At 66.4% G+C, this 15,214-nt stretch carries 10 protein-coding genes, 1 tRNA gene and 1 pseudogene; all 12 read left to right on the top strand.

Annotated features, from left to right (window positions below):
• The first annotated feature begins 1 nt into the window (after position 1).
• The 12 genes and pseudogenes from hfq (at position 2) to AB4Y98_RS14365 (ending at position 15,127) form a co-directional block, all read left to right on the top strand.
• The gene (hfq, locus tag AB4Y98_RS14310; RefSeq protein WP_025878916.1) at positions 2-277 is read left to right on the top strand and encodes an RNA chaperone Hfq; all 276 of its coding nucleotides are present in this window, start codon (positions 2-4) and stop codon (positions 275-277) included.
• A 14-nt stretch (positions 278-291) separates the two neighbouring features.
• Complete coding sequence (gene hflX / locus AB4Y98_RS14315; RefSeq protein WP_312786608.1) at positions 292-1,602, top strand: ribosome rescue GTPase HflX; 1,311 nt, start codon at positions 292-294, stop codon at positions 1,600-1,602.
• 96 nt (positions 1,603-1,698) lie between these two features.
• A complete protein-coding gene (locus tag AB4Y98_RS14320; protein ID WP_025878918.1) occupies positions 1,699-2,193 on the top strand; it encodes a CinA family protein in 495 nt (164 codons plus the stop codon).
• A gap of 35 nt (positions 2,194-2,228) precedes the next feature.
• A pseudogene (gene ubiB, locus AB4Y98_RS14325) lies at positions 2,229-3,902 on the top strand (2-polyprenylphenol 6-hydroxylase); the annotation flags it as partial.
• Positions 3,903-4,102: 200 nt separating this feature from the next.
• On the top strand, positions 4,103-4,738 hold the full coding sequence (lexA, locus tag AB4Y98_RS14330) for a transcriptional repressor LexA (RefSeq protein WP_025878920.1): 636 nt from the start codon (positions 4,103-4,105) through the stop codon (positions 4,736-4,738).
• A 201-nt stretch (positions 4,739-4,939) separates the two neighbouring features.
• Positions 4,940-5,977, top strand: a complete 1,038-nt coding sequence (gene recA / locus AB4Y98_RS14335) for a recombinase RecA (RefSeq protein WP_025878921.1) — start codon at positions 4,940-4,942, stop codon at positions 5,975-5,977.
• A 110-nt stretch (positions 5,978-6,087) separates the two neighbouring features.
• Positions 6,088-6,579 (top strand): recombination regulator RecX, encoded by a 492-nt coding sequence (recX, locus tag AB4Y98_RS14340; RefSeq protein WP_223494783.1) that lies wholly within the window; start codon positions 6,088-6,090, stop codon positions 6,577-6,579.
• Between the two features lie 105 nt (positions 6,580-6,684).
• The gene (gene alaS, locus AB4Y98_RS14345; RefSeq protein WP_223494784.1) at positions 6,685-9,333 is read left to right on the top strand and encodes an alanine--tRNA ligase; all 2,649 of its coding nucleotides are present in this window, start codon (positions 6,685-6,687) and stop codon (positions 9,331-9,333) included.
• A 148-nt stretch (positions 9,334-9,481) separates the two neighbouring features.
• Positions 9,482-9,685 carry a carbon storage regulator CsrA gene (csrA, locus tag AB4Y98_RS14350; RefSeq protein ID WP_025878924.1) on the top strand — a complete coding sequence of 68 codons (204 nt, stop codon included), beginning with the start codon at positions 9,482-9,484 and terminating at the stop codon, positions 9,683-9,685.
• A 78-nt stretch (positions 9,686-9,763) separates the two neighbouring features.
• Positions 9,764-9,856 (top strand) — tRNA-Ser (locus AB4Y98_RS14355).
• Positions 9,857-9,952: 96 nt separating this feature from the next.
• Positions 9,953-10,336 (top strand): nuclear transport factor 2 family protein, encoded by a 384-nt coding sequence (locus tag AB4Y98_RS14360; RefSeq protein ID WP_442244580.1) that lies wholly within the window; start codon positions 9,953-9,955, stop codon positions 10,334-10,336.
• Between the two features lie 60 nt (positions 10,337-10,396).
• On the top strand, positions 10,397-15,127 hold the full coding sequence (locus AB4Y98_RS14365) for an ATP-dependent helicase (protein ID WP_442244581.1): 4,731 nt from the start codon (positions 10,397-10,399) through the stop codon (positions 15,125-15,127).
• Positions 15,128-15,214: the final 87 nt, after the last annotated feature.

Here is a 15,214-nt window from a genome sequence, read left to right on the forward strand (position 1 = left end):
AATGTCCAAGGGGCAATCGCTGCAGGATCCTTTCTTGAATGCACTGCGGCGCGAGCGCGTGCCGGTTTCGGTGTACCTGGTCAACGGCATCAAGCTGCAGGGCACGATCGAATCGTTCGATCAGTTCGTGGTCCTGCTGCGCAACACCGTCAGCCAGATGGTCTACAAGCACGCCATTTCCACCGTGGTGCCGGCGCGCAACGTCAAGGTCGGCCCGGGTGGTGGGTACGTGCAATCAGGTGAGGATGGTCAGGCGGGTGATGAAGCAGACGAATGATGTTGGAGCGGTGAATGTTTGACCGCTCGAAAAAGGGCGAACACGCCCTGTTGATCCAGCCGCATTTCGGCAAGCTGGAAGACGATGTGCTGGAAGAATTCGGCGATCTGGCCCGCTCGGCCGGGGCCAGCATCGCGGTGACCATCACCGCGCGCCTGGATCGCCCCAACCCGTCGACCCTGATCGGCAGCGGCAAGCTGGATGAGATCAAGGCTGCCGCCGAAGCCACCGGCGCGGACCTGATCCTGGTCAACCACGCGTTGAGCCCGGGCCAGGAACGCAATCTGGAGCGTTTCCTCGAGCGCCGGGTGATCGACCGTACCGGTCTGATCCTGGACATCTTTGCCCAGCGTGCGCGCAGCCATGAAGGCAAACTGCAGGTCGAACTGGCCCAGCTGCGCCATATGGCGACACGGCTGGTGCGCGGCTGGACCCATCTGGAGCGCCAGCGTGGTGGTTCGATCGGTCTGCGCGGCCCGGGTGAAACCCAGCTGGAAACCGATCGTCGCCTGCTGCAGAAGCGGGTTGAACAGCTGCAGAAGCGGCTGGAAAAAGTCGAAGTACAGCGCACCCAGATGCGTCGTGCGCGCGTGCGCAGCGAGTTGCCGCGCGTGGCCCTGGTGGGCTACACCAATGCCGGCAAATCGACCTTGTTCAATGCGATGACCGGCGCCGAGGCCTATGCGGCCGACCAGTTGTTCGCCACCCTGGATCCGACCGTACGCCGGATCGCCGTGCCCGGTGGCAACGTCGTGCTGGCCGATACGGTTGGTTTCGTACGCGACCTGCCGCATGACCTGGTGGCGGCCTTCCGCTCCACCCTGTCTGAAGCGCGGGAAGCGGATTTCCTGCTGCACCTTGTCGATGCCGCCGATCCGCACCGCGAGGAGCGCATCGCCCAGGTCGATGAAGTACTGACCGCCGTCGGTGCCGGCGACCTTCCGCAGTTGCTGGTGTTCAACAAGATCGACCGCATCGAGGGTGCCGACGTGCGCCACGACGGTCAGGACGGCGTGCCGGATGAATCGCGGCGTGAGCGGGTGTGGATTTCCGCACGCGACGGGCAGGGCATCGAACTGTTGCAGGCCGTGCTCGGCAAGCGGTTGGGTCTGCAGCACGTCACCGGCGAGCTGCGCCTGCCGCCAAGTGCCGGCCGCCTTCGCGCGCGCCTGCACCAGTTGGAAGTGGTGCGCAGTGAAGAGGCTGATGAAGAAGGCTGGCTGTTGCAGGTCGATCTTCCCATCGCCGAGGCCGAGAAGCTGGCGGCCAGCGCCGATGGCGAGCCGATCCGGGCCCTGCTGCCGGAGAAGCTGCCCGAATGGTGAGGGAGTGCCGGCCGTTGGCCGGCATGTCCTGCGGCCGCGACACCACCCTGCCATCTGCGGTACAACGTGCAGGTTCTTCACTTTTCAGCTACCCCGATGGCCTTCCCGACCGACGCCGAACTCAATGCCCAGGCCGCTGCGCTGGGCCAGCGCCTGCAACAGGCTTCGCTGCAACTGGTGACTGCTGAAAGCTGCAGCGGTGGCTGGATCGCCAAGTGCATGACCGACATCGCCGGTTCCTCGGCGTTCTTCGACTGCGGCATGGTGGTTTACAGCTACGAAGCCAAGCAGCGCCTGCTCGGCGTGCGCGCGCAGACGCTGGAACAGTTCGGTGCGGTCAGCCGCGAAGCCGTGCTGGAAATGGTGTCCGGGGCGCTGGTCAATTCCGGTGCCGGCATCGCGGTGGCGGTGACCGGTATCGCAGGTCCGGGCGGTGGCAGCCCGGACAAGCCGGTCGGCAGTGTCTGGATCGGCTGGAAGCGTCGCGGCGGTTATGCCCGTGCCGAGCTGTTCCAGTTCGATGGTGACCGTGAAGCCATCCGTCGGCAAACCGTAGCGGCGGCATTGCACGGTATCGACGCCCAGCTGTGACATGCTGCTCCGGCAATCAACCGGAGTAGGCAACGATGTGGGAGACGCTGGGCACCGTCCGTGACCTTGGTCGGCTGCAGGAAATCGCCGCCGTCCTGATCCGCTATGGCTTCGGCGACGTCGTGCGGCGCATCGGCCTGGCCACGGTACTGGAACGTGCCGGCCGCCTGCTGCACTGGAACGAGGAGCGGCAGGAAATGCTGCGGATGACCGCGCCGGTGCGCGTGCGCAGCGCCCTGCAGGATCTCGGGCCGACGTTCGTGAAGCTGGGCCAGGTGCTCGCCACCCGCGTCGACCTGCTGCCACCGGACTGGATCGCCGAACTCTCCGAGTTGCAGAACGCGGTCCCCGCATTGCCCTACGAGAAGATCCGCGAACAGCTGGAGGCCGACCTCGGTGCGTCTCCGTCGCAGGTGTTCGCCTTCCTTGATGAAACCCCGATGGCCGCTGCTTCATTGGCCCAGGCCCACCGTGCGCGACTGCGCGATGGCCGGGAAGTGGTGCTGAAGGTGCGTCGCCCCGGTATCCGTGACGTCGTTGAAGCCGATCTGCGATTGCTGGCACGGCTGGCCGAGATCGTTGAGGCGCGCCTGCCCGATCTGCGCCGCTACCGCCCCGCCGAGGTGGTGCAGCAGTTCACCGTGTCGCTGCGCCGCGAGCTGGATTTCGCTGCGGAGTGCCGCAATGCCGAGCGCATCGCGCGCAACTTCGAAGGGCGTGACGACATCCTGATTCCGGCGGTGCACTGGCAATGGACCTGCGAAAGCCTGAATGTCCAGGATTTCGTCGACGGCATTGCCGGACGCGATCTGGCCGGTGTCGATGCGGCCGGCATCGACCGCCGTGAACTGGCCCGGCGTGGCGCCGACATCGTATTGAAGATGGTGCTGGAGGACGGCAGTTTCCATGCCGATCCGCACCCGGGCAACATCATCTACCTGCGCGACGGCCGCATCGGCGTGATCGATTTCGGCATGGTCGGCGCGTTGTCGGAGGTGCGTCGCTTCCAGGTCGCGCAGCTGCTGCATGGTCTGGTTGAACAGGATCCGCAGGGCGTGGCCGATGTGTTGCTGGACTGGGCCGGTGGCGTGGAAGTGGACGAGAACCGGTTGCAGCATGACATAAGCCTGTTCGTCGACCAGTACCGCGGCGTGCCGCTGAAGGACCTGCGCATCGGCCTGATGCTGGGCGACATCACCCAGCTGCTGCGCAGCTACAACCTGACCCTGCCGGCAGACTTGGCGCTGATGATCAAGGCCTTCCTGACCCTTGAGGGCATGGGCCGCCAGCTCGACCCGGATTTCGACATGGCCAGCGCCGCGCGCCCGTTCCTGGAGCGGGTGGTGCTGCAGCGCTATGCGCCGCGGGCGCTGTTCAAGCGTGGCCGACGCAGCTTGCTCGGCATGATCGACTTTGCCGGTGAACTGCCGCGGGACCTGCGCAAGCTGGTCCAGGCGGCGCGCCGTGGCCGCCTGCAGCTCAAGGTGGAGACCAGCGCGCTGCAGGGCTTCGGCGACCAGGTCAATCGTGCGGCGAACCGCTTGGTGATGGGGATCGTCACCGCAGCCTTGATCATCGGCTCCTCGATCGTGATGCACAGCGTAGGGGGCGTCTCCAGCCGCTGGCTGCTGGCGCTGGGCGTGTGCGGTTTCATCGGCGCAGGGTTCTGCGGGGTGTGGATCCTGTTCTCGATCTGGCGCAGCGCCAAACCCAACAAATGTGGATTGGGGCGGAATCGCGCAGCGATTCCTGCAGAGCCGACCGCTGGCCGGCTGCTTTTGCGTTTGCCGCCCGGCTATTCGCCCGATAACCGAGCATGGCCCTGCACTACAGGTCGGTTTCGGCCCGCATTGCGCCTTGACGCACCCGGCACTTGCAGCGCTGGGTATTAGTAGTAATACTACTAACCATGGACCTGACCGACACCCAGCAGGCGATCCTGCAGTTGATCGCCGAGCGTATCGAGAGCGAAGGCGCACCTCCTTCGCAGACTGAAATCGCGCGTGCCTTCGGCTTCAAGGGCGTACGCGCAGCGCAGTATCACCTGGAGGCGCTGGAGCAGGCCGGGGCGATCCGTCGCGTGCCGGGCCAGGCCCGCGGCATCCGTCTGGTGCAGGCACCGCCGGTGGAGAAGCTTGCCGAGCCGGGTCTGCCCGACAGCGTCCTGCGTCTGCCGATCCTGGGTCGGGTTGCTGCGGGTCTGCCGATCGGCGCCGACATCGGCTCGGATGATTTCGTGGTGCTGGACCGCGTGTTCTTCTCGCCGGCACCGGATTACCTGCTGAAGGTGCAGGGCGATTCGATGATCGACGAAGGCATCTTCGATGGCGACCTGATCGGTGTGCACCGCACGCGCGATGCCCATTCCGGGCAGATCGTGGTGGCCCGCATCGATGACGAGATCACCGTCAAGCTGCTGAAGATCGCCAAGGATCGCATCCGCCTGCTGCCGCGCAATCCCGATTACAAGCCGATTGACGTGCTTCCGGACCAGGATTTCTCGATCGAGGGCCTGTACTGCGGGCTGCTACGACCGAACCGTTGACGATTCACCCTGCATTTCCCGCGGTCTTTTGTGGCGATTCTCTGGTTCTGCTGAGGTTGGTACGGATGTCCGATAATTTTTTTCCGAACGCCGGGCAGAATCTCAGCCTGTGCGATACGCCAGCCTTAAAGTGAACCCATGGCCAAGAAGACTTCCAAAGACAGCACCTCCAACGACGTGACCTCTGCAAGGACCAATCCGATGGACGAGAACAAGAAGCGCGCCCTCGCTGCAGCTCTGGGCCAGATCGAAAAGCAGTTCGGCAAGGGCTCGGTGATGCGCATGGGCGACCGCGTGGTCGAGCCCGTCGAGGCGATCCCGACCGGTTCTCTGATGCTGGATATCGCATTGGGCATTGGTGGCCTGCCCAAGGGCCGCGTGGTGGAGATCTACGGTCCGGAATCCTCCGGCAAGACCACGTTGACCCTGCAGGCCATCGCCGAGTGCCAGAAGCTGGGTGGTACCGCCGCCTTCATCGATGCCGAGCACGCGCTGGACCCGATCTACGCAGGCAAGCTGGGCGTCAATGTTGACGATCTGCTGCTGTCGCAGCCGGATACCGGTGAGCAGGCGCTTGAAATCGCCGACATGCTGGTGCGTTCCGGTTCGGTGGACATCCTGGTGGTCGACTCGGTCGCCGCGTTGACCCCCAAGGCTGAAATCGAAGGCGAGATGGGCGACCAGTTGCCGGGTCTGCAGGCGCGTCTGATGAGCCAGGCGCTGCGCAAGCTGACCGGCAACATCAAGCGCTCGAACACCCTGGTGGTGTTCATCAACCAGCTGCGCATGAAGATCGGCGTGATGATGCCGGGCCAGAGCCCGGAAGTGACCACCGGCGGCAACGCGCTGAAGTTCTATGCCTCGGTGCGCCTGGACATCCGCCGTATCGGCGCGATCAAGAAGGGCGACGAGATCATCGGCAACCAGACCAAGATCAAGGTCGTCAAGAACAAGCTGGCGCCCCCGTTCAAGCAGGTCATCACCGAGATCCTGTACGGCGAAGGCATCAGCCGCGAAGGCGAGCTGATCGATATGGGTGTCGAAGCCAAGCTGGTCGAGAAGGCCGGTGCCTGGTACAGCTACGGTGAAGAGCGCATCGGCCAGGGCAAGGACAACGCCCGTGGCTATCTGCGCGACAACCCGCAGGTTGCCGCCAAGCTTGAGGCTGAGCTGCGCGAGAAGTTCCAGCCGACCGAAGCCGTCCGTGAGGAAGGCGAAGACGAAGGCGACGACGAGTAAAGGCTTGCTGTGGGGCAGGGCGGCGCCGTCAGTGACGTCGTCCTGTCCTGCAGATTCGGTTTCCCCGACGGGGGACGCGCCAGGGACGGCGCATTTGATTGAAGGCGAGAATGAACGATTCCGACGCCCCGGCACCCGGCCGCAAGCGCCGCGTACGCGAACAGACGCCTGTCCAGCGCGCCCTGGGCCTGCTGGTCCGTCGTGAGCACTCGCGCAAGGAGCTGACCCGCAAGCTGACGTCCCGGGGCATCGAGGACGAGGCCGCGAAGGCGGCGGTCGACAAGCTGACCGAGGCCGGTTGGCAGGACGACACCCGGTTTGCCGAGAATCTGGTGCGCATGCGCGCCAATACGGGCTATGGCCCCATCCATGTACGTGCCGAGCTGGGAACCCACGGGCTGGACAGCGAGCAGATCACTGCCGCGATGGATACCTTCGAAGGCGACTGGACGGAGAACGCCCGGGATCTGGTCCGTCGCCGCTTCGGTGAGGCCGGTCCGCAGGACCTCGCGCAGCGCCGCAAGGCTGCCGATCTGCTGGCCCGCCGGGGCTTTGATGGCGACAGCATCCGCCGCGCGACCCGCTACGATCCGGACGACTGAGACTGATGGCGCCGGGCCTGATACCCTTTGGGGTTTCGGCGGTCCGTTCGACCCTGGCCACTGCGGCCGGCGGCACGGGCCCCGGCCCGCAGACTGCCAGCCCCCATGAACGCATCCGCCAAATTCACGACATCCCAGATCCGCAGCGACTTCCTTGAATTCTTCAAGGGCAAAGGCCACACCATCGTGCCGTCGGCGCCGCTGGTGCCGGGCAACGATCCGACCCTGCTGTTCACCAACTCCGGCATGGTGCAGTTCAAGGACGTGTTCCTGGGCGCGGAAAAGCGCAGCTACGTGCGCGCGGCCGACGTCCAGCGCTGCCTGCGTGCCGGTGGCAAGCACAACGATCTCGACCAGGTGGGCTACACCGCCCGCCATCACACCTTCTTCGAAATGCTGGGCAACTGGTCCTTCGGCGATTACTTCAAGAAGGATGCGATCGCCTGGGCCTGGGAGCTGCTGACCCAGGTCTGGAAGCTGCCGGCCGAGCGCCTGCTGGTAACGGTCTACCAGACCGACGACGAGGCCTACGCACTGTGGCGCGACATGATCGGCATTCCGGAAGACCGGATCGTCCGCATCGGCGACAACAAGGGCGCGCCGTTCGCCTCGGACAACTTCTGGCAGATGGCCGATACCGGTCCCTGCGGTCCGTGCACCGAGATCTTCTACGATCACGGTGACCATATCGCCGGTGGCCCGCCGGGCTCGCCGGACGAGGACGGTGATCGTTTCATCGAGATCTGGAACCTGGTCTTCATGCAGTTCGATCGCCAGCAGGACGGCACGCTGATGCCGTTGCCGGCGCCGTGCGTGGACACGGGCATGGGCCTGGAACGCCTGGCTGCGATCCTGCAGCACGTGCATACCAACTACGAAATCGACCTGTTCCAGGCGCTGATCCGCAAGGCATCGGAGCTGACCGGCACCGCTGATCTGGAAAACAAGTCGCTGCGCGTGATCGCCGACCACATCCGCGCCTGTTCGTTCCTGATCGTCGATGGCGTGCTGCCGTCCAATGAAGGCCGCGGCTACGTGCTGCGCCGGATCATCCGCCGCGCACTGCGGCACGGCTGGATGCTGGGCGTGCGCCAGCCGTTCTTCAGCAAGCTGGTGCCGACCCTGGTCGAGCAGATGGGCGAGGCCTACCCGGAACTGCCGGCGCAGGCCGATACCGTGGTGCGTGCCCTGCAGGCAGAAGAAGAGCGTTTCGCCGAGACCCTCGACTCGGGAATGAAGATCTTCGACGACGTTGCGGCCAAGGTCAGCAATGGCGTGATCCCGGGCGTGGACGCGTTCCGCCTGTACGACACCTACGGCTTCCCGCTCGACCTGACCCAGGACATCGCCCGCGAGCGTGACCTGACCGTGGACATCGACGGCTTCAACGCCGCGATGGAGACGCAGCGCGAGACCGCGCGTGCCGCCGGCAAGTTCGGCGGTGGCGTGACGCTGTCGGCCGATCTGGTCGCCACGCTCAAGCCGACTGTCTTCCTGGGCTATGACCGCCTGCAGGCCGACGGCCTCGGCGTGGTCGCGATCCTCAAGGATGGCCGCCCGGTGGAAACTGCCCAGGCCGGCGACGAGGTCATCGTGCTGACCAACCAGACTCCGTTCTACGCCGAGTCCGGCGGCCAGGTCGGCGACACCGGCACCTTGTCCGCTGCCGGCGTACAGCTGCAGGTGAGCGATACCCAGAAGTTCGCGGGCCAGTTCCATGGCCACGTCGGCAAGCTCACCCAGGGCAGCCTGAAGATCGGTGACGTGCTGTCCGGCCAGGTCGATGGCGAGCGCCGTGGCGCCACCATCCTCAACCACTCGGCGACCCACCTGCTGCATGCTGCCCTGCGCGAAGTGCTTGGCACCCACGTGCAGCAGAAGGGCTCGCTGGTGGCGCCGGACCGCCTGCGCTTCGACTTCTCGCATTTCCAGCCGATCAGCGCCGAGGAACTGGCGATCATCGAGCGCAAGGTCAACCAGCAGGTGCGCGCCAACAACGCCGCCGAAGTGCACAACATGGGCATGCAGGAAGCGCTGGACTTCGGCGCGATGGCCCTGTTCGGCGAGAAGTACGGCGAGAACGTGCGCGTGCTGAAGATGGGGGACTACTCCACCGAGCTGTGTGGTGGTACCCACGTCAACCGGACCGGTGACATCGGTCTGTTCAAGATCACCTCCGAAGGCGGTGTCTCGGCCGGTGTGCGTCGTATCGAGGCCGTCACCGGCCAGGGTGCGCTGGACTACGTGGATGCCGAGGAGGCCCGTCTGGCCGAGGCTGCCGAGTTGCTGGGTGGCAGTGCTGCCGACGTGGTCGAAAAGATCCGGGCCCTGGGCCTGCGCCAGAAGCAGCTGGAGCGCGAGCTGGAGGCCGTGAAGGCCAAGGTCGCCGCCGGTGCAACCGCCGACCTGTCCGGCCAGGCCGTCGAGGTCGCCGGTGTGAAGGTTCTGGCTGTCCGCCTGGAAGGCTTCGACGCCAAGGCCCTGCGCGATGCCATGGACCGCCTGAAGCAGCAGCTGGGCGACGCGGTGATCGTGCTGGCCGGTGCCCAGGACGGCAAGGCCGCCCTGGTCGCGGGCGTGAACGGCAGTGCAATGGGCAAGGTCAAGGCCGGGGAACTGTTGTCCCATATCGCCGGTCAGATCGGGGGCAAGGGCGGCGGACGCCCGGACCTCGCCCAGGGTGGTGGCGAGGACGGGCCCGCCCTTGCCACCGCGCTGGCTGCGGTCGTCGAATGGGTCAGCCCCCGCCTGTGATGAACCCCTGCCGTCCCCCTCCTTGTAGGAGCGGGACGGCTGACGGTACCATTGCGAATCTTTTCCCTTTGTCGTGGGCGCGCTTCTTGACGGAGCGTCAAGCCGGTGGGGGATACCCTTCCACACGGTTCCATGGAGACTTAAAAAAATGTTGATCCTGACTCGCCGCGTCGGCGAAACCCTGATGATCGGTGACTCGGTGAGCGTCACCGTGCTTGGCGTCAAGGGTAACCAGGTGCGTATCGGCATCACTGCGCCGAAGGACGTCGCTGTGCATCGCGAAGAGATCTACCAGCGCATCCAGCGTGGTGACGAAGCCGGCAGCACCGGTGGTGAAAATTCTGCGGAATAAGGCTTTACCTTCGCGCGTGATTAACGTTATGATTCACGCCCCGCTGAGGTGCAACGCACCAGACGCGGAGAAAACCCCGGAGCGATGCCCGAGCGGCTGAAGGGGCTCCCCTGCTAAGGGAGTATAGGGTCAAAAGCTCTATCGAGGGTTCGAATCCCTCTCGCTCCGCCAGATGCAAAAGAACGCCCGCAGATCCAGGATCTGCGGGCGTTTTCTTTGTGCGTCGCGTTGACCTGCGGCCGACGATCGCGGTGCTAGGTTCGCAGCATGACCGCCGAGCGGACCCCGCCGATGACCAGTGCGAACAAGGCCACCCTGCTGGCTGCGAATGCTGCGATTTCCGTATTGGATATCGAAGGGTCCCTGCAGCACTGCACCGATGACATCGAGTGGAACGCGATCGGTGACACGGTCATCAGTGGCAAGGCGGCCCTTCGCCAATGGATGAAAGCGAACTACCAGGAACCTCCCGAGTTCACCGTGATCGAACTGGTGGCCGAAGATGACATGGTGGTGGCTGTGGGCACGATCGTGACCACGGACACCGATGGCCGACGGACCACGCGTCTTTACAGCGACGTCTGGCGTTTCCGTGACGGCAGGATGGCTACGCTCCGGGCCTTTGTTGTCGACCCCGGATCAGCTGCCTGATGCAGCCAGCGCCTGCGAAGGTCCGGCCAACGGGCCGCAGCTGGGTATGATCGAGGCATCATGACGCCGCCTGATTCCCCGCAGGACCCGCTGCAGCGCTTCCGTCCGGCGACGCAGGCGTGGTTCCGTGCCGCGTTCGACGCCTCCACGCCGGTGCAGGATCAGGCCTGGTCGTCGATCGGTGCCGGTCAACATACCCTGGTCATCGCGCCAACCGGATCGGGCAAGACACTTGCCGCATTCCTGCATGCCATCGACCAGCTGTTCGCCGAGCGTGATCGGCAAGCGCGTGCAGCGCCGTCGGCCAAGCCGGTGCGGCGCACCCGCGTGCTTTACCTGTCCCCGATCAAGGCGCTGGGCAGCGACGTGCAGCGCAACCTGCAGGTGCCGCTGCAGGGCATCATCGACGAGCGCGCCCGACGCGGCGAGCCGGCGGTGCAGCTGACCGTCGCATTGCGTACCGGCGATACCTCCAGCAGTGAACGTGCAGGCCTGGTGCGGCGGCCGCCGGACATCCTGATCACTACGCCCGAGTCGCTGTACCTGATGTTGACCTCGCAGGCACGCGAGATCCTGCGCGATGTGCATACCGTCATTCTCGATGAAATCCATGCAGTGGCCGGTGGCAAACGCGGTTCGCATCTGGCGCTGAGCCTGGAACGGCTGGATGCGCTGCTGCACGAGCCGGCGCAGCGCATCGGCCTGTCGGCCACGGTGCGGCCGGTCGACGAGGTGGCGGCGTTCCTGGGCGGCGACCGCCCGGTGAGCGTGGTCCAACCCGGCTCGGCGCGGCAGCTGCAGATGCGCATCGTAGTGCCGGTGGAAGACATGTCCAGCCTGACTACGCAGGGCACGCCCGGGGAGCGCGACGGCGGCGCGCGGATCGGCTCGATCTGGCCGCACGTGGAGGCAAGCATTCTCGACAATGTGCTGCGCCATCGCTCGACGATTGTCTTTGCCAATTCGCGTGGCGTAGCCGAAAAGCTGACCGCGCGCCTGAACGAGCTGCACGCCGGACGCAGTGGCGAAGACGGCGCAATCCGTGGCGATTCGGGTAACGGGTTGGCCTATGGCTCTTTCACCGGCGGTACGGTCAACCGGGTCTCCGCTGCGCCGGCACTGATTGCACGCGCGCATCACGGATCGGTCTCCAAGGAGCAGCGCGGCGAGATCGAGCAGGCGCTGAAATCGGGTGCACTGCGCTGCGTGGTGGCCACGTCCAGCCTGGAGCTGGGGATCGACATGGGGCTGGTTGACCTGGTGATACAGGTGGCCGCGCCGCCGTCGGTGGCCAGCGCCCTGCAGCGCGTTGGTCGCGCCGGCCACCAGGTGGGCGGCATGTCCCGCGGTCTGGTGTATCCGCGTACGCGGCGCGACCTGATCGATGCCGCCGTGGTGGTGGACAGCATGCTGGCCGGACGCATCGAGGCCATCGCTCCGCCGCGCAACCCGCTTGATGTGCTGGCCCAGCAGACGGTGGCGGCGGTGGCGATGGAGCCGTGGCAGGCCGATGCCTGGTATGCCCGGGTACGCCGAGCCGCGCCGTACCGCTCACTCCCGCGCAGTGCTTTCGACGCCGTCCTGGACATGCTTTCCGGCCGCTATCCGTCCGAGGATTTCGCCGGCTTCCGGCCGCGGCTGGTATGGAACCGGCAGAGCGGTGAGCTCAGCGCTCGCCCTGGTGCGAAGCAACTGGCGGTTACCAGCGGCGGCACCATTCCCGACCGTGGCATGTACAGCGTGGTGCTGCCTGAAGGAGAAGAGCGGGCCGGATCGCGTCGCGTCGGTGAGCTGGACGAGGAGATGGTCCACGAGTCGCGGGTGAATGATGTGATCACGCTGGGCGCGACCTCATGGCGGATCGACCAGATCACCCACGATCAGGTGGTGGTGACGCCCGCACCCGGACGTTCGGCGCGCCTGCCGTTCTGGCGTGGCGAAGGTGTCGGCCGCCCTGCCGAACTGGGACAGGCCATCGGCGCGTTTCTCGCCGTGATCGAGGCTGACATCGATGGCGGTGACACCCCTTCGAAGGCGCTGCACGCACGCCTGCAGGCTAGTGGCCTGGACGCCAACGCGATCAGCAACATGCTCGGCCTGGTCGCCGAGCAGCGGCAGGCCACGGGCGTGCTGCCCACCGATCTGCGTCTGGTGGTGGAACGCTGCCGCGACGAGCTGGGCGACTGGCGGGTGATGCTGCATTCGCCGTATGGCCGCCGCGTGCATGATCCGTGGGCATTGGCGGTGGCAGCACGATTGCGCGAACGCTGGGGCATCGACCCGGCAGTGGTCGCCAGCGACGATGGCATCATCGCGCGGATTCCCGACAGTACCGGGCGCGTTCCGGGGGCGGACATGTTCGTGTTCGAACCGGAGCGGTTGCGCCGCACGATCACCGCGGCGGTCGGTCATTCGGCACTGTTCGCGGCGCGCTTCCGCGAGTGTGCCTCGCGCGCACTGCTGTTGCCGCGTCGCACGCCGGGGCGTCGATCGCCGCTGTGGCAGCAGCGCCTGCGCGCCGGCCAGTTGCTGGAAATCGCGCAGGCCCATGCGGAGTTCCCGATCCTGATCGAGACCGCCCGCGAGTGCCTGCAGGATGTCTACGACCTGGATGCGCTGGACGCGCTGATGCAACGCGTTCAACGCGGCCAGGTGCAGTTGCTGGACGTCGCGACCGAGGTGCCTTCGCCGTTTGCGGCCAATCTGCTGTTCGGCTATGTCGCCGAGTTCATGTACGAGGCGGACGTGCCGCTGGCCGAGCGCCGCGCCTCGGTGCTGTCACTGGACAGTGGCCTGCTCGCCGAGCTGCTGGGCCAGGTAGACCTGGGCGAACTGCTGGATGCGGGGGTGGTCGATCAGGTTGAACGTGAACTGCAGCGGCTGGAACCTGCGCGCAGGGCCCATGGCATGGAAGGCGTGTCCGACCTGCTGCGCGAGCTGGGACCGTTGCCTGCATTGGACCTGGCGCTGCGCCTGTCCGATCCGGAATGCGTGGAAGTGCACCTGGCAGCGCTGCAGGCGCAGCAGCGCGCCATCCCGGCTTCAATTGCCGGCCACACGCAGTGGGTCGCCGTGGAGGACGCCGCACGTGTGCGCGATGCGTTGGGTACGGCGCTGCCGGGCGGGCTGCCCGAGGTGTTTCTTGCAGGCATGCCCGATCCCCTCGGCGATCTGCTGGCCCGCCACGCACGTACGCATGCGCCCTTCACCAGCAGGGCGCTGGCCACGCGGTTCGGGCTGGGTGTGGCGGTGGTCGACGGCGCGCTGAAAAGGCTGCAGGAGCAGGGGCGGGTGCTGCGTGGCAATTTCGGCGCAGCGCGGCGACAGCAGGGAAATGAGGGGGGGCATCCGTCGCCGGATGTAGTGCACGAATGGGTCAGCGAAGATGTGTTGCAGCGTCTGCGCCTGCGTTCGCTGCAGGCCGCACGTGAAGCCACCCGGCCGGTGCCACCGGCAGCCTATGTGCGCCTGCTGCTGGAGGGGCAGGGGGTGTTGCTGGAAGGCGGCGCCGGGCATGCCCGCAATGGTGCCGTAGCGGCCATGCTTGAGGGCAGCGACGGCGTTGCCCGTGTGGTCGAGCAGCTGGCGGGGTTGCCGCTGCCGGTTTCGGTGTGGGAACACCAGGTCCTGCCGGCCCGGGTGCGCGACTACGCACCGGCCCTGCTTGATGAGCTGCTGGCCACCGGCAGGGTGCTGTGGGCCGGGCACGGGCGGCTGGGTGACGACGACGGCCTGGTGTCGCTGCACCTGCAGGAACATGCCGCCGAAACGTTGCCGCTGCTGCCGGAAGCGGATCCGGCGCTACGTACACCGATGCAGGACGCCATCGTGCAGGTCCTGGCCGATGGCGGCGCCTACTTCGCGCGGCAGCTGGCCACGCAGGTGCAGTCACGCCTGGCCGGTAGTGCGGCGGCGGCCGAGGACTTCCAGCTGGCGCTATGGCAGCTGGCCTGGAGGGGCGAAGTGAGCAGCGACCTGTGGTCGCCGTTGCGAGCCCTGGCCGGTGTGCGCCAGCAGCGGGCGCGCGTTGCGTCGGCCTCGCGGCGCACGCGGGGTTTCCGCTTCATGCCGACGCTGGACGCGCGGGCCACGGCGCTGGACCCGGCCATTGCCAGCGGGCCGACCCTGGCGGGGCGATGGTCGTTGCTGCCCCGCGAGCGCAGCAACGACACCGTGCGCGCGCTGGCGCTGGGCGAAGGCCTGCTTGATCGCTACCGGGTGGTGACACGGGCGGCGGCAATGACCGAAGCGGTAACCGGTGGGTTCCCTGCACTGCAGCCTGTCTATCGAGGCATGGAAGATGCCGGGCAGGTCCTGCGCGGCCGCTTCGTGGCGGGGCTGGGCGGAGCACAGTTTGCAGAGCGCGGCACCATCGACCATCTGCGCGAGCTGTCCGAGCGTGTGCCGCGTGAGCTGTCGGTCGTCGCGCTGTCAGCGCTGGATCCGGCCAATCCCTTCGGCAGCCTGCTGCCGTGGCCGCAGCCGGTGGCCGGTGCACGTCCGCTGCGGCGTTCCGGTGCGATGGTGGTGATCGGCAACGGCCGGTTGCTGCTGTACCTGGCGCAGGGCGGGCGGCAACTGTCCAGCTGGATCGAGGGCGGAGCAGGGGATGCGGCCAACACTCTGGTTGCCGCTGCACAGGCCCTGGCCGTGGCATTGCGCCGGGGGCGGCGCCTGTCCTTCACCCTGGAACGGATCAATGATGTGCCGGTGCATCGCGGCGCGCTGGTGGACGCGCTGCGGGCCGCAGGCTTCAGCAACGAGCCGCGCGGGCTGGGATGGAACGGCTGAGCGCGGCGGAATCACCTCGATGAATGCTCACCCCGTGGGGCCTGGCCCCGGATCGGACTGCCGGACTGTGATGCAGTTCGTTACGCG

Source organism: Stenotrophomonas sp. 2YAF26, from assembly GCF_052114625.1.
GTDB lineage: Bacteria > Pseudomonadota > Gammaproteobacteria > Xanthomonadales > Xanthomonadaceae > Stenotrophomonas > Stenotrophomonas indicatrix.